Genomic DNA, 21,685 nt, shown 5'->3' with positions numbered 1-21,685 from the left:
TGAGTCAAAGGTAGTAGACTATGAAAAAACGACACAACCTCTTTCAGTTAGCGGGCTTATGGCTTGACACTGTTGCGGATCTCTTCGATCTCGGAAGTCTCCATACCCATTGCATTCGCTACTGTGATCTCATTGTTCATCAGCCTCTTCTTAATGTCCTCTACTTGAGCCTGCAGCTCGGCTGGGAACACATCCTTGTAAATATCATTCTCGGCAATCCCTACACCGTTCTCGACGAATCCCAATACTTCGCGTTTGCCCGTCTCCAGTGTGCCTTCCTTGGCTTTGCTCACCGCTTCAAGGATGGCTGTGTCAATCTTCTTGATCGCAGAGGTAATAATGAGATTCGCTTTCTCGCTGTCTGTATCTTTCAATAGTGCCGCTTGGTCCGAATCCACGCCAATGGCATACTTGGATTTCTCTTTTGCCGCGTCAAAGATGCCCAATCCAGTACCACCTGCTACGTTGAAGATCACATCGACACCGGAATTATATTGAATGAGCGACAGCTCTTTTCCCTTGGCTGGATTTACAAAATCACCTGCATACGATACAGCGACCTTGATGTCAGGGTCCACATATTTGGCTCCCTGAATATAGCCTACGAGAAAGGCGTTAATGCCTGGAATATCCATACCGCCCAGGAAACCGATTACGTTGTCTTCATTGGCCTGTGGCATGTCCGATTTCGTGGCCAACGCAGCAACGGCTCCCGCCAGGAAGGATACTTGATTCGTAGAATAAGACATGTTGTAGACATTGGCAGGTGCATCCTCGATGTCTGTGTCATAGTTAATAAAAGTCTTGTCAGGATACAGCTCGGCTGTCGCATTGAACATCTCTGTGATCTCGGAACCACCGGAAATGACGATGTTCCAGTCCTCAGCTGCAATATCATTAAACGTAGGCTCCCACTTCGTCTTGTCCGTGCCCATCTCAATCACCTTGGTCTCGGCGTCCAGCTCCGTCTTGACCATTTCCAGACCATGATTGGCTGCGTCGAAGAATGATTTGTCCCCCAGCGTACCTGGAATCAGCAGCACGACCTTCAAGCGGTCACCCTGTTCACTACCACCGTCAGTACCATTTGTGCCCGTTCCTTCAGATGCGCCTTTCGTTCCTCCGCAAGCGGACAGCAGTAGCAGCACAGCCAACATACACATTACCAATGCATTCTTCTTCATTTTCTTTACTCACACCCCTGTTTGTTGTTAAAATCATTGATGATCTGTCATACTTGTACATCAGGTCTTTCTAACAAATTGTGTATCAGATGTGCCAACTTGAACCATATTGCAATGTATCATTACCAAAAACCGAACGTAACAATGGGTAACAACAGTTAACTTTCGTTTGTGAGTATGATCATAACAAAATTCAGCCATGATATTTATATGATTTCGGCCATGTTTTTGTACGATTCGGCTAAATGTCGAAATTTCGGGGAGGGCGATTATGGATCAAGTTCTGTATGTTGTCAGGGCGGAACATGCCAGATTCACACATATTATCCCTCATCACCATGAATGCTATGAGCTGATCTATTATCTCAAGGGCAAAGGGACCTCGACGATCGGGGAGCATAGCTACCATTTTCAAGCTGGCTCTTATGCCTTGATCCCTCCGTTACAGCAGCATGACGAAGACCACCGCGAGGATGCCGAGGTGCTGTTCATCGGGTTTCAGACAGCTAGGTCCAAGGCTACGGAGCTTCAGGGTATGCATCGGGATGACAAGGAGCACAGTATCCGCAGCTATATGCAGGAGCTGAGCACCGAATATACAAGACGTCGAGAGGGCTTTCAGAAGCATCTGAATGATCGTCTTCACCATATGCTGCTGCATCTGCTACAACGAGGGACAGGCAAGCGGCATCCCTTGTTCTCTGGAGATCGGTTACAGTATGTACTCGCTCATATTGATGAGCATTTCAAACAGCGTCTATCCGTCGATATGCTGGCTGATATGTCTGGTTACAGCTATGATCGATTTCGGCATTTGTTCAAAGAGCGCTATGGTACAGCCCCTTCCAGGTACTTGCTGATCAAGCGTCTGGATTACTCCAAGCACCTGCTGGCTAGCACGCAGATGTCCATCTCCGAGATCTCGGCCGAAGCTGGCTTCGTGAATGATGCTCAATTTTGCAACATGTTCAAGAGAGAGACGGGAACGACCCCACGCTCTTATCGAAAAAGCCTGCAAATCAAGAGTATGTGACCACGCAAAAGAACCTTCATAACCACTTGAGTGTGTGGAAATGAAGGTTCTTTGTTATTTAACGCTGATGCAAGTTATTTCGTTGATTACGCCGGATATCCTCCAGTGTGCTGTAGCAGCTCAATCTCGCGCAGCATATAGGGCAGATCAGATAATGAATCAATGATGAGATGTGCACCAGCACGCTTCAGATTGTACGCTGCTTCACGACGTCGCTCTTCCTTGTCGAATGGGGTTGGGGCTGACGTTCCATCCGCTGCGGCAGGCTCCTCATTCCGATTCAGCACCCCGATTGTCCATACCCCGGCATTTCTACCCTCTTGCATGTCTATAACCGTATCTCCCACCTTCACTACATCGCTTAGCGGATATACCTGCATGCGTTGGGCCATCTCATACAGCATCCACGGATAAGGACGACCGTTGCTCACCTCACAAGGCGTCACCATGCAATCCAGTCCCAATGTATTAAATACATGACCTGGGACCGTACTCAGCATCTCAAGCGAAAGAGCAGAAGTTGCACCACACTGGATACGCCGCTCTCGTATCTCCTGTAACGCCAGATTCAATCCCTTCGCCGGGGCCGTACCATGCAGCATGGATTGCAGCATCGGCAGCAGCTCGTTGTAAATATGCTCCACATCCTTAAGCCCAGGCTCATGTCCATAATGATTCACCCAGTTCCTTCGCACTTCAGCAAGCTGCAAAATATGGGCGATATGCTCTCGTAGGGGCAACCCCCGTCCACGCCTGATATCCGTAAGACCGACCTGAACCCCCATCCAGCGAAAAATGTCGGCCATGCCTTGCGATAATCGAAGTCCTTCGGGGTCCAGCATTGTGCTTTCCAGATTGAACACCACCGCTTGTATCATGCCCTTCGCCTCTCTTCCACGCTGCCTTGTATTACTTCAAGAGCTGTTGCACTCCATCGTATACGATGAGTGTAAGAAGAGTTTCTGTGGGAGGTTAACAATATGCAAAATTCAATTCGTCCTAAGCTCATGTCTAAAATGCTGCTTGTAGGTGTTTCTTAATCTCAATTATAATAATAGGGCGAGTGAACCCGGCCAAAGCGTTGCTCGCCCCAAGCCGATTGCCTATGTGATTGGCTTGGGCTATTTTGCATTTAAGTGAACCCATTGATTAGAATTTCGATCTGTGTATATATGTACGATGTCTGGATCATCAGCAAATTCGACATAGACAGGGTATTGCGGCATTTTGCTGAGCTTCGCCTCGATCCTGACAATCTCGGATGGACTGTATCCCTCTACACGAATGAGATGATCTCTTAGGTTGTCTTCAAGTTGGATATATTTCATTTGTAGTTGGATATACGTTCCTAATGAAATCACAATAATGATAATCAGGGCAGTGAGCGACGGGGCTCGTAGCAGCAAGTTCTCTTTACGACTTGCCTTATCCTTATTATGGGACTTCCAATGTTTTATGATAGCACTCAGGATTTTAAGTATGATGTATGTCCCACAGTATATAAGAAATAATAAAATGTATAATGAAAGCATATCATCACCTCTCAAACTAAAAAATAGAGCTCTACTTTTTTTCATCTAATGTTTCCGCAATGTATACGAGAACTCCAATGATTATCACTAATAAAAGATAGATAGTTTCGTCTCCTGCAATCACGTGCATATTAAAGAGTGAAAGTATGAACCCGACAACGTAGAAAATAACGATACTTAGAAACATATATAAATAAACCATTTTACCTCCCTTCTTTGTCAACAGTTCTTAGTCAACAAATAGGTATCGTCGCAGCTTTCCGAGAATGCTCGATTATACGTAGCTGCTACTATGGTTACACCACTTAATTTGAGCTGGTTAAACAATAAAGCATTTTGCACGTAGTGCCTCCGAGAATTCAGGATATTAACACTGATTCATGTCTACACATTCCACTTTTGCATAAAGTCGCAAGCAATCGTATGGTACATTTTGTGAATTGGATATCACTTGATGAATTTTATACAAGCTGGTCAACTCAATCTCTTTTTGATGTTACACCACCAATAATAAACACTAGGAGAAAAAGCACAAAAATCCCTATGATCACACAATTCAGCACACTGTAATGTCTTAGATTTATCATATAGATTGTAATTATATAGATAATGCATATGAAGATACTCTGTAGGTTGAACTTTCGGAATCGGTGTATTCTAATTCTAAACGTAAGCAGGATCAGAACAAAAAATGATATGGCAAAACCCGCCAGCAACATAAATTCTCACCTCTCTATATAATTATTAACAACTATAACGTACAGGAATAGCCTACTAAATTTAGCAGGCTATCCAAACAATTAGTATTACATTCTGCTCACATAATTGTAAGCTTTCTTTATGTTATCCTGAGCTGCGTTGTAATTTTCATATACTAAACCAGCTTGTAATGCAGTTGCCCCACCAGCACTTAGAGCAGCTATAACAGATGGAATGGATATTACAGTCGTACCTAACAGTGAAACTAAACCAAGAGCACCAAATCTCATGTTATTGTGGTTAGTTGCAAAAGCGTCTATATTAGCCATAGCTAGTGGGACATAGTTATTTGAAATTGAGACTCCATTTTTACTGACATGGCTCCCAGCAGGTCCCCAACTCGTCCAGAAAGCAAAATCATTATACACTCTAAAAGAATACGTTCTATAATCGCCATAATAGTGAGCAATTGCAGGCAACCCTCCGGTGTCTTGACCGGCCGCTAAACTGAAATCATTGGGTTGAATGATTGATTGAGTATTATGTGTAGTATTTAATTTTTCTCCATCAATGTAGTATTCATTTTTTAATTTTTGGATTTGAGTCTTATTTATACTATCTGTAAATACCTCCTTCTGTACTTCAGTAGCATTACTATTTAAATTATAGCGTGTTTCAGCAACCAAATTTACTGTAATGTCTTCCCCTTCTATTTCTCTTTCGATCTCCAAATGAATAGTTTTAGTACCAATTTTTTCTCCTTGAACAATAACATCATAGGTTTCCTTCGTATTTTGTTTTTCTAGATTTTGGCTAACTTCAGGTGATGCACTTACGGGAGTGAAGAATACAATATTTGAAATAACCAGTGAAACTGCTAGGATTAATTTCGCTACTCTCAAAAAATTACCTCCAATCGAAATACTCTTAATAGTAAAATGGTAAAAGTATTAACATGCGCAGAGCGAGCGAACCCGGCCAAAGTGTTACTCGCCCTCCCCGTCTACCTAAACAATTGACTTAATTCTTGTTCCGTTACCAAGCTGTTGGTAATAATTGATTAGTTCATCCAGCTTCACCGATTGGGCTATGACCTTCGGATGCTGCATAGGATACCTTGCAGTTACTTGATGTAGTTTAATTCGCTCACGTTCAATGCGTACACGGACAAAAAACTTTTTGCTTGGCATGATTAATTCACCTCCTTCTGTGTAATATATTAACTATTTTTGTCAAATGTGATTATCTTAGTAAAATGACACAACTGCTACAAATCATCTACAAATAATATGGCTATATTAAAGGGTAATCCCAGTGATAATCCTGCTCAAAGAAAAAAGGAGTCTTCAGTTCTACTATTAACAGTAGAATTAAAGATTCCTTTGTTATCTGAATATCCCTCATAAAAATATTGAAAAATGTAATCCAACACTCTGGTTCTAGTTTATTGAAAGGTAGCGAACGTCGAGAAAGCGAGTATCATTTAAGAACCCATACCATGTCCCAAAGTTGTAACAATGTTTCCTATAACAATTGATAAACTCATAATAAAACTAAGCCTTACCCATTGGTATCGCCTCCGCATTGATACGATGCACCTCCATGGAGAGATTCTTGAATTCCTTTAGTTCCTCCGGTTCAGCCAAGTCCCGATATTGCTCAAAGAGGGTCATACAATTAAGCATATTCAGCACACTGTGAATTCTAACAGCTATTTTCAAACTATCCAAAATTAATTTTATGGAAAGCTCTGGCCGATGGCTATACTGATACACAGCCAAATCTGCTAAAAATCTTGTGTATTTCTCTGCCATAAATGCTTCATTGTATTGTTCATTTGAGGGAAACAGAATATAGTCATGAAATCGCTCTAAAACCTCTTCAATGATGTAGTTATATTTATTGGCAGCTTGAACTATAAAACATAACGCATAAGAAATCTCATTAGGATAAGAAGCTATGTAATCAGCATATTCTTGTAAAGCCTCGGCCTCTCCCGACATCATTCTGTAGAGGAGCGCGTTTGCTTCCCCCCATTCCTTGAATTGTAGGATACACCTGTGTGCCTGCTCGTCATCCTCCCTGATCCAACTCTCACCTGTACTGTAAAGAGCCACGAACTCTAAGGCACCTTGGTAGTCTCGGTTTTCTTCACACACATTGGAACATACCAGCCACGCATATAAAATATAATAGTACATCGGCTGAGAGGACGTTCTTTCGCTTCTATCCTTTGATCCTTGACTATAGAACATCGTGGCTAGTCGAAGTATTTCTTGTGCTAGTCTATCTACACGCTTCCAATCATGTACGGCTGCAAATACATTAATCAAATGCTTCAATGCATCCAATTGATCCATCTCATCCAACCGATCAACATAATCCTCAAATACCATAGCGGCTCGATAGTTCGCTTCTAGATCTGTACCCAGCGAAATGACAAAGAGACGATACCGGCACAGCGCCAGACGCTCAGAGTGCTGATACCTCTCCGCCTCACTAACCCGCAGATAGATGAACTTAGCGGCTTGTAACAGGTTATCTGAATACAATTCCTCGGCTATTTCGAACATAGTAGATACATAAGAGTTGTCCTCAAGCAGTTCATAAACTAATCGCTCTATACAATCAAGACGTTCAAGCTTGGCACATCGCAGTATGAATGGACGAATTCTACGTAATGAGGGGGTAGCGACACATTCATGGACATAGCGATCGAAGAAGTAATCCTCTGACAGCCCCATAGCCTGTGTAACCTGTACAAGCTGATTAAAGGCAATGGGCTTGCTCCCTTGGATTAGCCGACTGAGCGTACCAGGGTTCATGCCTGAATAGTCGGCGAATTGAGCAATCTTATAATCATGCTTCAGCATATAATCTGCCACAATATCACGAATCGGGGTCACCCAATCATACGCCTCCTCTCATAAAATCCAGAAATAGGATGTAATTACATTACACAATAGAATTCAACAGTGGTCAACATGAATTTGTTTAAAATTTCCAACAAAAAAAGAAGCCCTCTACAAATATGAGGACTTCTTCAGCTACAGATCAACTTTTAATCATCACTACCTTGGATCACTGAAACATACACTAACACTTATTCCGAATCCTGTCTTAGAGTGCTTCAATAATATCACCAGCAATCACAGACGCTGCATTCATCCGATGCGCAGCTGCCTGTGAACCCGCCAGACCATGGAGTCTCACACCAAATGTAGCTGCCTGCGTAGGGTTCAAGCCCTGCGCGAGCAGTCCTGCAATGATTCCGGTCAGGACGTCTCCAGCACCAGCTGTTGCCATACCTGCATGCCCTGTAGTATTGACGTAGACCTGTCCATCAGGAGTAGCTACGACGGTACGCGCTCCCTTCAAGACTAGCGTTACTCGTCTTGTACGAGCATACTGCATAGCAGCACTGATTCGATCACGTTGAAGCTCCTTCGTAGGCACCCCGAGTAGCCTGGACATTTCACCGGGATGCGGGGTCAGAATTACAGGTCCACCATTCGGTCTGGACCACGATAATGCTTCATCGCCTGCATCTGCCAGGATATTCAGGGCGTCAGCGTCCAAGACCAACGGAGCCTCTATCCCCTCCCACAACTGTCGTAGCCAGTCTGTATCTTCACTGAACCTGCCAAGACCCGGACCGATAGCGACTACATCCCGCTGAACTGCTAGTTCCAGCAAGGATTGTACGGTGTACGCACTCCAGCCTTCCTCACGATCATCTTCACTGCTGGATAGCTGGTCACGATCCGTCTTGCCTGTGCCAGTAGCCTGATTACCAGACACGCCTCTCAGCATCAGCTCAGGTGCAGCACCGATCATGTGGGGGAGCAGAGCCGCAGGCAACGCCCAGGTCACCAGACCACAACCGATTCGCAGCGCGGCTCTTGAGGCCATTAATCCCGCTCCACTCATCTCCAGAGTCCCACCAACAACCAGTACATGACCGTAGGTGCCCTTATGACCATCGGCCTGCCTGCTACGGCTAACATCTATCTCCAGCTGTTGCTCTAACAGGGCTTCGGTCAGGAGCTGAACCTGTACATCCTGCCTCCGTATGGCACTGGCGGGAATGCCAATATAGCGAACGACGATCTTGCCCGCATATTCTGCACCGGGGTATTGCGTTAACCCACGCTTGAGACAAGCCAACGCGACAGTCAGACTGGCACGGATGCAAGGTTCGTGTGTCTCACCAGTATCAGCATCCAGTCCACTAGGAATATCCACCGCCACAATGGGCAAGCCGCTATCGTTCGCAGCCTGAATCAAGGCCGCATAATGCGAGCGTGGCGCACCAGAGGTTCCCGTGCCGAGCAACGCATCGACGATTCCGGTGCCATGCTCCCATTCCACCTGATCCTCTCCCCACACCAAAGCAGGAATACCCAATGCCTCTACAATATTGCGCTGCTCTGCAGCCTCGGCCCTTAGCTGTAAGGGGGCGTCGGCATATACGATCGTAACGCGGATACCAGCGTCCTGCAGATGACGAGCTGCCACCAGACCATCGCCACCGTTATTGCCTTTACCCGTGAGAATGAACCAATGCTCAGTTGAGTGGAGAGCAGCATCCTCCGTCAAATCGACTTCTATAGCATGGTCCTGTTCATGGTCCTTTGCATAGCCATGTATAGTGTCTCGAGCATTGCTATACATACTACTGAGCTTGATACCTTGTGCAGTATGCCCATGCAACGCCATTCTGTGCTCACTCTCCGAGTTGCAGCCCCTCGTACTGGATGGTCTTTTTCCCGTTCGGTTCCAGCAGTATCGCAGCACCTCTTCCGCTACCACCCGGCCAGCGTTCTCCATTAGGCTTGCTACGGGAATCCCTAGTACATCAATTGCATAGCGATCGATCTTTCGCATTTCTTCAGCAGTTACAATCTCCACTATTACTCCCCTCCCTTCATCAGCTAATCCATTTCCTTCGAAAGAGCATCAATCTTAACCGTGGGCGACAGGGCTCCCCGCTTGCAGCATCCTTCCATCTGCACTCCTATTTGATCTGGTCAGGCTTCTAGTAACCAACCGTGAACCTGGCATTGACGAACTCGGCTTCCTCCGCCTCATCTACGAGAGCAACCGCGTAATCTTCAATGGAAATCCGACTGTAACCGAGCTCATCGGTGACGAGCCAGTCTGTGCCTATGCGAAAATTCCCAGTGCGAAGCCCTGGCTTAATGACCGCAGCAGGGCTAAAATACGTCCAAATCACATCAGCTTGGGAGATGACTGTGAACGCCTCAGCATGAGCTAGAGCCAGCGGACGTGCCTCCTCTGGGAACTCCAGCGTATCCATCAGCAGCTCCCCGCTGCCCGTCTTCAGGCTACCAGCTCCACCTACGACCAGTATCCGTGGTACCTGAGCCTTCTTGGCTGCCTCAATCAGGATGCGAGCCACCTCGACCAGCTCATCCTCGGCCCCGAAGCGCGGTCCGTATGCACTAATGATCAACTCATGACCTCGTGCCGCTTCAGTCACGTCAGCTAGGGACAACAGATCGACCTCTACGACCTTCACATCTCCAGTCAACCCGCCTAAGCGCTGCACATCCCGCACGGCCGCAGTAACCTGATGCTTCCGCTTCAGCAGCTCCTTCACGATGGCTTGTCCAACTCTTCCTGTAGCTCCAAATACGATAATGTTCATTTGCACATGTATTTCCCCTTTTCTAATGAAGTTCTTGTCTTATACAGCTGATCATTCTGGTGAATACACATCTTATGTTATTACTTATCCTTACTCTGCTCTGGCTAAACGTATTTCTCGCCATCTTACTCCTTCAAGGCTTCCTCCAGTACATTCCCTCCGAGACGGGACTCGTTAACCGAAAGCCGAATTGCTCATACAGTCGGTTAGCAGGGACATCTGCAAAGAGATTGGCGAAGCTTCCTGAGGGAACTTCACGCTCCAGGAATTTCATAATCTCAGCCATTATAAGCTTGCCGTAGCCCTTGCCCTGCTCTGACGGCTTAACAGCAATATCGGTGACCAGGAAGAAGCATCCTCCATCCCCGCTTACTCGCCCCATTCCGATCAATTGTTCCGCCTCACGGAGCGTTACCGCGAACAGACTATTGGCAAGTCCCTTCTCCGCTGCTTCCAGGCTGAACACGGATAGTCCAGCTTCTCCACGCAGTGATAGGTACTCTTCAGCAGCAGGTATATCATATCTAATCTCCATCTGTACCATTCTCCTTCCGTGCTCGCTTATCTTACTCATTGTAACAGTATTATACAAAATTAAATCACAAACACGACCCCATACAGCGTTTGCCTCCAGATCTTGCGCGTTTATATGAATAAAGAACTGTATTTAACACCTTACTAATGATCCTCGAAGCTTAGCCTTCCGTTTCGAGCTAAGGATTTTTGGCATCTTTCTTGAAATGTATATCGGGGTTATGCAATAGTGTAATTATTAAGGAAAGGAGGGACCGGCGTTGTCCCCAGCGGAGCCTATGAACTGGAATTGGATTGAACTCTTCGTCATGCTGGCGTTCACCTGGACCGGCGTCCTCGTGGTATGGCTGTATGCGCACAGCACTGCGCAATTGCGACTATCTCGTCGTAGCAGGCTGGACGAGCTTCAGGAATCATTATACATATACGGCGAGCTTGCTGGAGCCTTGGCATGCGTAAGGGAAGGCTCAGGACGAGGTGAGCTGGATAGCAGTCTTGTCCGGGCTTTGGAGAAAGCCAAAGCAGCTCCTTATCTAACCCCCTATCTGCAGGAGGAGATTCAGGATTGTCTAGAGCAGGCGGACAGCTCACATATCTCGCTACTGCATAGATCAATAGAACGAGAAATGAACAAGCTCATCGACGAACGGCGAATGCTGCTGCAAGAGACGCATGCCCCCGGATGGGGAACGGCTTGGTGGAGTATGCTCCGCCCGGCTCTCGGTCCAGCGGCACTCATCGGCATTCTTTGGCTGATCTGGCGGATGCTGCGTCAATGGTTAGCACTCGAAGATACGGCTACCCTGTGGGAGCATAGCTTGCTCTGGATGCAGCTCCTGTCTGGCCTGCTAGCCATCCTGTGTGTTTACCGCCTGCTCAGCCTTCGGCGCCAGAATGGCCTGGATGTGACAGCGTCTCATATCCCGGCCAGCATTGTATCGTTTCTTATCGCTGGCATGGCTTTGCTACAGTGGCTGGGGCTCGGAGCCTCCCCTTATATTCTGGCCGTACAGCTCCTGATGTTCGTCCTCGGCTTCCGCTTCACTCGTGGGAGGTCCCGCAGTAACCGCCCTTATGCAGGTCAGTCGGATGAAGACCCTGAGACCCCTAAGGGCACATCTGCTGATGCCGGTAACACGAGCCAATAGCCTCGCTTAATGCCCGACTACTGGATGGTGCGTACGGTAAATCGGTAATTTCATCTTATGTTGTCATCCGGCCAGTCCCCGGAGACAGGCCAAGGATTGGGCTTGTAACCGGGGACAAATCATCGTATTATAGTTAGTAAAAATATAAATAATATACACATATGTAAACGATATAGAATTTACAAGTGAGGAGCGCCCATGGAACTCGATATCTCAGAAAAATCTCTTCCGGTGTACGAAGCATTAGCCAGTGAAGTCCGATTGAAGATTATACAACTGTTGGCGAACAAGCCGATGAATATCCGTGAACTGGCAGATGCACTGACACTGAGCAGCGCCATTATGACCATGCATGTCAAGAAGCTGGAGAAGGCTGGCCTGATCTCCACTCGTATGCAGCCAGGTCGTGGCGGTGTGCAGAAGGTATGCAGTCTCGCCGCAGACAAGATTGAGATTACGCTCCCTGGACAGCAGCAAGAGGTGCGTCAATATCATCATACCGAGATTTCCGTTGGTCATTATGCCGATTTCAAGATTGAGCCCACCTGCGGACTGGCTACCGTTGACAGCGTTATTGGTGAGTACGACGAACCCCGTTATTTTCTGGATGCGGAGCGAGTCCATGCCAAAATTCTCTGGTTCGGTAAAGGCTATATCGACTACAAAATCCCCAATTTCCTGCTCTCCAGTGAGCAGCCTGAGGAACTGGAGATTTCCCTGGAGCTCTCATCCGAAGCCCCTTCTACGAACAACAACTGGCCTTCGGACATTACCTTCTTCCTGAATGATGTTCAGCTTGGAACGTGGACCAGCCCGGGTGATTTCGGAGACAGTCGCGGCAAGTATACACCAGGCTGGTGGCCCGATACGGTCAACCAATACGGCTTGCTCAAGCGGCTTCGAATTACTGCCGAAGGCACCTTCATTGATGGGAAACAAATCTCTGACGTAGGCATACAGCAGGTAGGCATCGAGAACAAGCAGTGGACCTTCCGCATCGCCGTGCTGGAGGAATCAAGACATGTTGGCGGTGTGACCTTATTCGGCTCTGGCTTCGGGAACTACAATCAGGATATCATCTTCCGACTGTACTACAAGCTACTGGACTCGGCAGCAAGAGAAGGTCTTTAAGTATTAGGGGATCAACTGATACCCCGAGTAATCGCAACAGCGACAGTAAAGGAGGAGAACATAATGTCCTAGACTGTCGCTGTTTCGTTGAATTAAACCTCTCTTGTTCATATACCATCTAGGTATTCATAGAAATCTAGCATCCACACTCTTGTACTCTTTCAAGCCACTCACTGATCAGTGACTCAAACAAGATAGCCTGTTCAATCTGAAGATTATGGCCTGCCCGGTCCAGAACGGCAAAGGTTGCTCTAGGATATTTATCTAAAATGCCAAAAGCATCGTTATAACCAACGACTGCATCTTGGCGACCGAGAGTAAATACGGTTGGTTTATCGAAAATGAATTCATCTATATTAGTAGAGAATCCATAGTTTCTCTGAATTTTGCTAAGAAAATCATAATCAGCGATTTTGCAGCCTGCCACGATCTCATTAGAATACCTTTTCCAATTATATTCATTGAGAACAACTTGATTTGCGCTAAAATCACTTCTTTGCTCTTCGCTTAAAGTATCCATGAACTCACGATCATAATAAATAACAACATGTTCGGGAACGATTCTTCTCTTATGCTCAGGAATAATTAATGGACAAATCAGCGCAGCACCACCAATACGATCTCTATGTCTATTGATTACCCCTCTTGTGATATATCCACCGTACGATTCACCTGCTATAAGATAATCTTGGTCCGGAATAAGTGTTTCGATAAAATCGACTACTGCTTCCAGCATATCATCTGAATTATTGATTTGATCGTAATCCTGTGTCAGTCCCATTCCAGGCAGGTCAAGATAGATACGACGCCAACCGGAGTTTTTTTCAAATATGGGCTCCATGCACCCACTCATTAACCGATGGTCCGGTGTAAAGCCGTGGATCATTATAATCGGTCTGCCTTCACCCATTTCCTCGTAATATATATTGGCATTCTTGACTTTACAATACGGCATTCAGACTCCTCCAAATTGAGCTATTTATACTATACTTACACTGCTTACTCTAAAGTAAAATCTACTGCGCACCCGTAGCGATGACAAAGACCCTTCCCAGTGGAAGAGCCTCTTTGTCAGACTAGACTTTTATACATCCGCGCTTAGCATCGCCTTTGTCTTCATTAACTCTCTTTCCCGCCTCATAGCTGTCCACAAAAAATAGAGTATGAGACAAGCATTACAGCTTCATTTTCAGCCCTTCATGTGTCGCGGTAAAGCCTAAACGCTCATAAAAACGCAACGCATCAGCTCGTTTTTTATCTGTCGTTAGCTGGACCATATGACAGCCTCGCTCTTTGGCGCGCTCTAGCGCCCATTGAATCAATTGGCTCCCGATGCCTTCTCCTCTTACTGAAGAAGCCGTCCGCACCCCTTCAATCGTAGCTCTCCAGCTACCTTGATGAGTAAGATAAGGAGTAAACGTAAGTTGTAGTACGCCAACAATCTCTTCTTCCAGGCAGGACACAATCAGTTCATTATTCGGATCTGAATCAATGGCCTCAAACGCTCTTACATAGCTGTCCGGAAGGGGAGTCTCGAAGCGTTCTCTCATTCTGCCCAGTTCGTCGTCCGCAAGCATTTCAACAATTTTATACAGATCATCTACTGTAGCTATTCTAAAATGAATCATGTTACCTCCTCTTAAGAGAGCAAAGTTAACATGCATTCTATCATATGTGCGTTTTGCCGCCAACCTGACTATTAGAGCATGAGGCTCCAGCCAGCCCTTATGAGACTCACACCTGCACTCAGGAACGCAGCTGCTCCAGAATCTGCGGGTCCTTGATCTTGCGATCCTCGGCCAGCAGCACAATCTTGGACAAGATCTCTGCCGTCTTGGGGTCCTCATCCAGGAAAGGAAGGAAGATTCGCCCCCGATGCTGGCTATGCACAGGTACAATATACAAGTCACCTGCTGCCTGCTTGAATGTGCTCCCACTGCCAAGATGAACGGCATATTCGCCTAATTCGCCTGCAATACGAGCATAGTTGCCTTCCAGCCTTACATTCTCCAGCTTCAACAGGCGAAGGGATTCCTTCACGATGACACGCCTCATCTCAATCGTCGTCAGACTGGCCTCCGGATCAACTCCACCAACATAAGCAACGCTAACGACCAGATCGAGATCACGCATCACCTCGGAAAATAATACTCCAGGCACATCCTTTAGAGCCACGGGCTCATTGGTCTTTCGGTCAAAGAACTGCACCGTCTCTAGTGTAGGTGACTCGGTATCCGCCGGGGAGAACCAATCGGCCATCGCGTACAGCCGCGCAATCAGATTATGCTGGTAATCCACGCGCTGCAGCCCCTCTTCGTAGCTAACCGTCCACTGACGCTGCTTGAGCAACGAGACCGTCTTATTCGGCTGCACTTGATACCCTGCATAGCGATTCGAGACCAGCCCGTTAGCCAGCTCATCCTCGTTAGGCAAATAGAGCTCGCGGAACACCTGCTTGAAAGGCTCGCGCTGCTTGAGATCCTCTCGTTCACGCTGTCCAATGTAGAATAGCATCTCCATACTGTTACGCTGGTACAGGTGCCACAGGCCACTCTTGAACAGATGCAGTGGATGAGCAATGACCAGTTGATCTTCGGATTCCAGCGGGTGACTCACATAACCCAGTTCTCCATTATCCGTGCCCCCTTGCTCTGAACCAGACTGTACCTGTGGACCAAGCAGACAGCGCTGTCCCTCATCCAAGTACCCGAAGGCGTCTCCACTACGGAACACAAGCGCCTGCAGGAGCGGAGCAAGCACAGGATTACCGATGAGACGGAACAATTCCTGAGCGGTGAACACGGTCTCTTGCACCATGGATCGCTCCAGCTCCTGCCGAGCACGACGGTATTGATCCGTCAGCTCGCCCTTCAGCTCCTTCAGGCGCACAACATGCTCATGCTTGTTCACACGGGACGGCAAGGATTTTAGCTCCTTACCCTGCTTCACCGCCACAATGCTCGTCTGTCCTTCCCTGCTAATCTCCAGCTTCACATGCAGACCCGGCTCTATCTCATACGGTTCGAGGAACGGCTCCAGACCATCCAGCCTGCTCGCCTCCATATCCCATGTCAAACGCGTCACATCGGCATATCCGGCATTACGTGCCAGATTATCGAGAGCGATCTGAGCAGCCGTACCTTCACTGGCTTTACGCTGAGCCCCGAATTTCTTACTTTCCTTAAGGAACTGCTGAACAAAATCATACCGTCCACGTACATCCTGCTCGCGCTCAGAGCCAAGTGCTAACGGAATCAGACTATACGCCAGTAGATGATCCTTGTTGCGCTTCGCCACTACGGAGCCGTGCATCTCCTCAAGTGACAGCTCCCCTAGCACAGCATCCGCGAACAGCTGGGAGCGGCGGTGGTTAGCCCCACCCGAGATATACTTCGCACAGTCATATAGCAGCTTGAAGCGCTTCGCACCAAGGGTGGCATAGGCATCATTGAACCAGCGAATGTCGAAGGCACCATCATTGAAATCTTGAGCAGTTATCGGTGAATAACAAGCGACCACCGTCTCCTTCTCCGCAGAGAAATGCTCATTAATGTGGGCATGGAAGTACCAAGCTGCACTATGCAGTCCCTCCCACCCAAGGTGTCCGGATACGATGTCCAGCCATTGCGGAGCATACATGGCGGCCTCCAACAGCCTTTTCTCCGTCAGGGGGTATTGCTGAAGCAGCTCGGCAAGCTCCTTCTTCCCCTCTCCTGGGCGTGGATGGCAGTTGCGTATGAGATAGCTGAATGTCTCCTTGCGTGTAGTGCTGTTCCCATAGGAATATATATATCCGCGCACAAAGGAATCCTGGTCAAGTGCTGCAACCAATCGGACCCAATATTCGATGCCAGTTAGTCGGCCCAGCTTCATCGCCTGCTCCGTCAATTCAGTCGGTAGCTCCCCACGTAATAGCTCCAGCTCCACAATCCGGCTTATGGCCGTGTCACGCAGAGCCTCTATATGAGGATGTCCATCTGTTGTCTCTGTTCGCGGAGAAGTCAGGTCCATGAGGAAATGCGGTGAGCTAGGTCCTGCTAGTAGCTGGTAGTAGATCTCCTGTTCATCGATCAGACTCAGCTCATAGGCTCGAATGAAATCTGACAAGGACAGTAGCATTTTCGGATATACCTTCTCCACCTTAACCATAGCTTGATAGGCTGTCTGGAAATATCGCTGGAAGCTTGCGTCATCATAGCTACGATCTCGCACGAGATAAGCCCACGTGTCCGTCAGCATGCTCAGCAGTCCCGCCTCTTGCTGCACTTGATCCTCGGGCATAAGATGCAGGATTGCCGACCAGTATCGCTCTGCCATGCTGAAGGTATCTTCTCGGTTGCTATCTGTAAAGGCTGCCTCAATCAGCGTCTTCACCTGGTCTTTATACTGCAGATTAAGAAGCAAACCTTGGATGTCCTCAATCAAGGATACGGGGTATACCTGCTCTATATAGGATTTGCGCCAGCCCTCCAGCAGCCAGATCTTCTTCATGTCATCATAGGAATCCATCGTGTAATGATAATATTGGTAATACTCATTCAAGGTGCCTTGCAGGCTGGGAAAACGCGCAATGATAAACAGCTGTAGCAGTTCCTGACTGGTTAGCTGATGATCACGGAAGTAGGCGTGCCATACCTCCGACAGCGGCAGTTGATCCAGCTCTGGGATATGCTTGCGCTCGTTATACCGTACCTTGGATTGCAGACAAGTACCCAGCAGATAGCTATGACGATATCCCGCATAATACTCGATCTCATATTCATAATCTCTGTGCTCATGCACTAGCTGATCCAAGCCCTCTAGCCATGTGCTTATCCGCTCGGGAGTCAGGGTGAACAGCTCCTCTGGACGGAAATCGCTAACATCCCGAACCTCTTCCAGCAGTGCTCTGCGGCGAGAAGGATCAAATAGCCCGAAGCCATTCTCCAGTGTGTATCTGGCATGAGATGGACGTAGCTTGTCGAGTAGCGGCTTCTCCTTGGGTGTGGGCTCAGTCACCAGCTCCAGCAGAGATTGTACACGTTCCTCCTGCTTCAGCTCTGGTCGTACCGCCACCTGCTCCGTCAGGATCTCAAGCGCACCCAGACGCTGAAGCTCAGACTTGGACTGCAGCAATCGTGCCAGTGATGTATCCAGTTGGGCCTCGTCCTGAAGCAGCAGCACTTGAATGACAAGCTGTCGTAACGAGCCTGTCTTCAGCTTGAGCAGCTCCTCCAATCGCTTCATCTCATTAGGTCCAAGAAGCATCTGCTTGGCATGGGCGAGTGCATGTTCACGATTGGACATACTTTTGTCGGATAGACTCTCAAATATAAAATTACGCTGCGCTGCATGCTCTGATCCACGTACGAATAAAGATAGTAGCTCTCCACGGAGATCGGGTCCCAGCTGATCCTTCAGCAGGATGACCTCTGCGATCCAATCCGGGTCCATGTCGTAGGCTGCCAAATACAGCATCTTACGAACCACATCATCCCGATGAATATGATAATGGACATAATCCAGCACACGGGATGCCCGTTCCTCCCCACTTGGTGGAAGCTGTTCAAGCATCTGCTTGAACAGCTCAAAGTCACGGCGGCGTTCCGCCTTGCTCGCCAGCTCGGATACAGGAGTCAGAAGGACACTTGAACCTTTCTCTTCACTTGCAACATTCCATTCGATCTTAAAGCCCCAGTTCCTCGTATACGCTGCATCGTAGTTCATGATAACCCAGTAGATTAACTCAGGGTCCTGCACTTGCAGATGCTGACGTGCGATGCTCAGTCTCAATTGTCGGTTCTGGCTATTCGCCAGCACATACTGAGAGACTACCTGCTGGTAGAGCTGCCCCTGCTTCATGAGCTCTGGGACCAGCTGTGCTAGATCCTGTTCCTCAAGTACTGCTGTTGCCCACAGACTCATCAACAGACGATGAGCATTCTCTTCCCTTAACCACTCCTCGCGAACCTGCTCACTCACCAACGCCTGCAATGCTTGCTCCAGCAGCTGCCCAGCTACACGCTGGTTAGCTGACTCCAGAGCCATACCTGTCCATACTGACATCGCCCGCACTACGGAGCTGAAGCGGATCAGTTCATGGTCGATCAGGATACGCAGCATATAGATGAAGGCCTCCACCGTCCCCTCATCCATGCGCTCTACTATGCTTTGACGGAGACCCTCCTGCAGTCGGGCAGCCACCAGCAATTCACCAATCTGACGGTAGCCATCCTCCCAGCTACTCATCAGCACCCCCTTGATCATCTCTCCACTAAGAAGTGCATGCTGCTGCTCTCCATAAATAATATCCGTTAGCACCTGCTGTACATGTGCATCTCCGTTGTCCAGCGCATAAGCAATACGATCCGGCAGAACCGTTCTGACTTCATGATGAGGGTAGGGCTCATTTGCAGGCAAAGATAAGTAGTTCTTCAGGTCAAAGCCAAGCATCTCCATTCTCAGCACGGAAGCCAGCTTGCGCACGATCTGCGGCAAATGGGCACGGTAATCACGGGTTCGGAAGGGTCTACGATTATATCCGTTACTGTGTGGATATAGCAGTGCACGTTCCACCACATATGCAAAAAAATCAGCTGTTGGCTGCTTTGTCAGGCTTCTTACTGCCTGAACCAACGGCTGGAGAAATGTCGGACCCTGTTGTGTGGAGTCTTGCTGTACGGATTTCGCGATATTCTGTCCCAACAAACGAACAATTTCTCCATAAGTCCGCTCACTCTCATTCACATATGGAGAATGGGCCAGCTGTGCAATGCATTGTGCGAGCTCACCCTCCTGGCCCTTCAGCCGCTCTGCCGACTGCTGCAAATGCTTCAAATATTCCTTCTCTTCCACGGAGTTCCTGCTGTTCAAAATCATTCTCCTCCTTCGTCTTCTTGACTCTAGTTGTGAAAGGCTACCACAGTCGCCCTGCTAGCATGGTTAACCTGATAAAGACCAGTTCGTCACCCTCCTCTAAGGGTAGTAGCTCATCTAACTGCTCGAGCTCTTGTTCATTCAGGAATACACGGTACAAGCCATCCTTATAGGCAGTAAGAGCAACCGCAGACGCCTCTGTCACGTCAGGCATCCCATCACGATTGATGGCTCCGAAGCTAACCTTCCCGGTGTATGCCTGATCATCGATACTCTCCGGAAGCAAATAAGCAAGTCCGTTATTCCCCTCCTGACGATCCTGATATTTCTGAATTTGCCAAGCAACTGTATGCTCAATTAGCTGTCTCAATGTATTCGTTGTTTCAGGAAGCTCAATAGTTTGCTTAGCCAATACAGGCTTGCGCTTGGCTATGCTCTTGACCGTCACGGCAATCCTCATGATGCGCCTCCTTTATTGCATATATAAATATTCCACAATGGGTACATACATTCCCCTTTTTATAATGATAAACAAATTGAATCCATGATTTCATGAGTCATATCTCATTGTTGTCTAGTTACTAAGGACCAGTTCTGATGCGGTGCAAATACGAAGATAGCTCATACAAAAAGAGGCGTCCCACACACGCCCCTTCAATCGTTCGTTATATTTGACTATATTTATGTCGCCTTAACTTGCCCTAAGCTCATTTTATCTGGCTACTACACTCGCTTTACCTAACCACTATCGCACCACAGGCTCCACGCATACAGGCGATTTCAGCTCTAATTGATGTCCTGACGCTGTCAATCGACCAGTCTCCCCGTCGATAGAGTAGGAGACGAGATTGTCACTCTCCTGGTTAGCCACGATCAGATAACCGCCGACCAGGTTAAAATTGCGCGGTGTCTTCCCCAGCGTATCCACCCATTCTATCCGTTCAAGCTTCCCGCTCTCCTCGTCGATCCGATACAACACAATGCTGTTATGCCCGCGATTCGATACATACAGGAAGCGGCCACATGGCGTAACCCGAATATCAGCCGCCGTATTTTCCTCCCGATAATCCTCAGGCAGCGTAGATAGATGCTGGAGGGGCTGCAGCTCTCCAAAGTGCACATCGTACAAGAAGGCCGAGACCGTGTTGTCCAGTTCATTGGCTACATAGGCGAATTGGCCGTTCGGATGGAAGACCAGATGACGCGGCCCGGCCCCCTTCGGCTGCTCAGCTTCCTTATGCGTCACCAGCTTGCCTTCCTCGATCCGGTAGATAACGATCTGGTCCATGCCCAGATCACAGACCATCACATAATCGCCAGAAGGGTCTGGCACAATCGAGTGGGGATGTGGTCCCTCTTGGCGCTCTGCATGGACACTAGACCCGACATGCTTGACTTGGGAGGCCATCTCTTCAAGACCTGCACCACTCACGATAGGGAACATCCCGGCATTGCCTCCTGAGTAATTCGAGACCAGAGCGAAAGCACCATCCTTCGTCACCGAGACGTAGCAGGGGTGGGCCCCTTGTGTGGACTGCTGATTCAATAGCCGGAGCTCGTGAGTCTGCTCATCGACTTCGTAAGCATATACCTTCCCCTCGCCGTCCTCACTGACAGCATACAGACGATGCTCCTCTGGATGTAGAGCCAGAAAGGACGGGCGCTCAATGCCATCGGTGCCGTTCTCAATGCTCATCTCTCCATTGTCGCCATCCATCTTGCACAGGTATAGGGCCTTCTCCTCCCGTGATGCATATGTTCCTGTATAAAAGTAGTACATCTGCTCTTGTGCCATGGTCAAATTCCTCCCTGGATCATGAGATAGATATTTCGTCTATCATTATTACCCAATTATCAGCGTTACTCATGGCAGGATCATAAATTAGGTAATAGCTATA

17 protein-coding genes are annotated in these 21,685 nt (G+C 47.9%); 4 read left to right on the top strand and 13 right to left on the bottom strand.

Annotation, left to right across the window (positions count from 1 at the left end; all coding sequences use genetic code 11):
* Positions 1–56 precede the first annotated feature (56 nt).
* On the bottom strand, positions 57–1,157 hold the full coding sequence (locus MKX74_RS02275; protein ID WP_341177364.1) for a BMP family ABC transporter substrate-binding protein: 1,101 nt from the start codon (positions 1,155–1,157) through the stop codon (positions 57–59).
* Between the two features lie 298 nt (positions 1,158–1,455).
* On the opposite strand from MKX74_RS02275, the gene MKX74_RS02270 reads away from it, so the two are divergent.
* Positions 1,456–2,217, top strand: a complete 762-nt coding sequence (locus MKX74_RS02270) for an AraC family transcriptional regulator (protein ID WP_028590481.1) — start codon at positions 1,456–1,458, stop codon at positions 2,215–2,217.
* Between the two features lie 86 nt (positions 2,218–2,303).
* Here the strand turns inward: MKX74_RS02270 and MKX74_RS02265 are convergent, their stop codons facing one another.
* Positions 2,304–3,095 carry an HAD hydrolase-like protein gene (locus MKX74_RS02265; RefSeq protein ID WP_028590480.1) on the bottom strand — a complete coding sequence of 264 codons (792 nt, stop codon included), beginning with the start codon at positions 3,093–3,095 and terminating at the stop codon, positions 2,304–2,306.
* A gap of 294 nt (positions 3,096–3,389) precedes the next feature.
* On the opposite strand from MKX74_RS02265, the gene MKX74_RS02260 reads away from it, so the two are divergent.
* Positions 3,390–3,518, top strand: a complete 129-nt coding sequence (locus MKX74_RS02260) for a hypothetical protein (RefSeq protein WP_341177363.1) — start codon at positions 3,390–3,392, stop codon at positions 3,516–3,518.
* A 1,037-nt stretch (positions 3,519–4,555) separates the two neighbouring features.
* On the opposite strand, the gene MKX74_RS02255 is transcribed toward MKX74_RS02260, so the two are convergent.
* The 6 genes from MKX74_RS02255 to MKX74_RS02230 form a co-directional block, all read right to left on the bottom strand.
* Complete coding sequence (locus MKX74_RS02255; RefSeq protein ID WP_341177362.1) at positions 4,556–5,350, bottom strand: hypothetical protein; 795 nt, start codon at positions 5,348–5,350, stop codon at positions 4,556–4,558.
* Between the two features lie 105 nt (positions 5,351–5,455).
* A complete protein-coding gene (locus MKX74_RS02250) occupies positions 5,456–5,638 on the bottom strand; it encodes an aspartyl-phosphate phosphatase Spo0E family protein (protein ID WP_341177361.1) in 183 nt (60 codons plus the stop codon).
* A gap of 363 nt (positions 5,639–6,001) precedes the next feature.
* Entirely contained in the window at positions 6,002–7,354 is a 1,353-nt protein-coding gene (locus MKX74_RS02245) for a helix-turn-helix domain-containing protein (RefSeq protein ID WP_341177360.1), read from the bottom strand.
* A gap of 214 nt (positions 7,355–7,568) precedes the next feature.
* On the bottom strand, positions 7,569–9,359 hold the full coding sequence (locus MKX74_RS02240; RefSeq protein WP_341177359.1) for an NAD(P)H-hydrate dehydratase: 1,791 nt from the start codon (positions 9,357–9,359) through the stop codon (positions 7,569–7,571).
* A gap of 127 nt (positions 9,360–9,486) precedes the next feature.
* The gene (locus tag MKX74_RS02235) at positions 9,487–10,119 is read right to left on the bottom strand and encodes an NAD(P)-dependent oxidoreductase (RefSeq protein WP_025678227.1); all 633 of its coding nucleotides are present in this window, start codon (positions 10,117–10,119) and stop codon (positions 9,487–9,489) included.
* A gap of 133 nt (positions 10,120–10,252) precedes the next feature.
* Entirely contained in the window at positions 10,253–10,654 is a 402-nt protein-coding gene (locus MKX74_RS02230; protein WP_341177358.1) for a GNAT family N-acetyltransferase, read from the bottom strand.
* Positions 10,655–10,913: 259 nt separating this feature from the next.
* Here MKX74_RS02230 and MKX74_RS02225 point away from each other — a divergent pair, with 259 nt between their 5' ends.
* Positions 10,914–11,801, top strand: coding sequence for a hypothetical protein (locus MKX74_RS02225; protein WP_341177357.1), 888 nt, complete (start codon positions 10,914–10,916; stop codon positions 11,799–11,801).
* A 198-nt stretch (positions 11,802–11,999) separates the two neighbouring features.
* Entirely contained in the window at positions 12,000–12,932 is a 933-nt protein-coding gene (locus tag MKX74_RS02220) for an ArsR/SmtB family transcription factor (protein ID WP_341177356.1), read from the top strand.
* A gap of 136 nt (positions 12,933–13,068) precedes the next feature.
* Here MKX74_RS02220 and MKX74_RS02215 read toward each other — a convergent pair whose 3' ends face one another.
* The 5 genes from MKX74_RS02215 to MKX74_RS02195 form a co-directional block, all read right to left on the bottom strand.
* Positions 13,069–13,887, bottom strand: coding sequence for an alpha/beta fold hydrolase (locus tag MKX74_RS02215; protein ID WP_341177355.1), 819 nt, complete (start codon positions 13,885–13,887; stop codon positions 13,069–13,071).
* 220 nt (positions 13,888–14,107) lie between these two features.
* Positions 14,108–14,560 (bottom strand): GNAT family N-acetyltransferase, encoded by a 453-nt coding sequence (locus MKX74_RS02210; protein ID WP_341177354.1) that lies wholly within the window; start codon positions 14,558–14,560, stop codon positions 14,108–14,110.
* A gap of 118 nt (positions 14,561–14,678) precedes the next feature.
* On the bottom strand, positions 14,679–19,784 hold the full coding sequence (locus tag MKX74_RS02205) for a DUF4132 domain-containing protein (protein ID WP_445667247.1): 5,106 nt from the start codon (positions 19,782–19,784) through the stop codon (positions 14,679–14,681).
* Between the two features lie 43 nt (positions 19,785–19,827).
* Entirely contained in the window at positions 19,828–20,247 is a 420-nt protein-coding gene (locus MKX74_RS02200) for a hypothetical protein (protein WP_341177352.1), read from the bottom strand.
* 285 nt (positions 20,248–20,532) lie between these two features.
* Entirely contained in the window at positions 20,533–21,582 is a 1,050-nt protein-coding gene (locus tag MKX74_RS02195; protein ID WP_341177351.1) for a lactonase family protein, read from the bottom strand.
* Positions 21,583–21,685 lie beyond the last annotated feature (103 nt).

Source organism: Paenibacillus sp. FSL K6-1230, from assembly GCF_038002385.1.
In the GTDB taxonomy this organism is placed as follows: domain Bacteria; phylum Bacillota; class Bacilli; order Paenibacillales; family Paenibacillaceae; genus Paenibacillus; species Paenibacillus massiliensis.
Note: the sequence above shows the minus strand (reverse complement) of the source record. Positions and strands in the feature narration are given on the sequence as shown.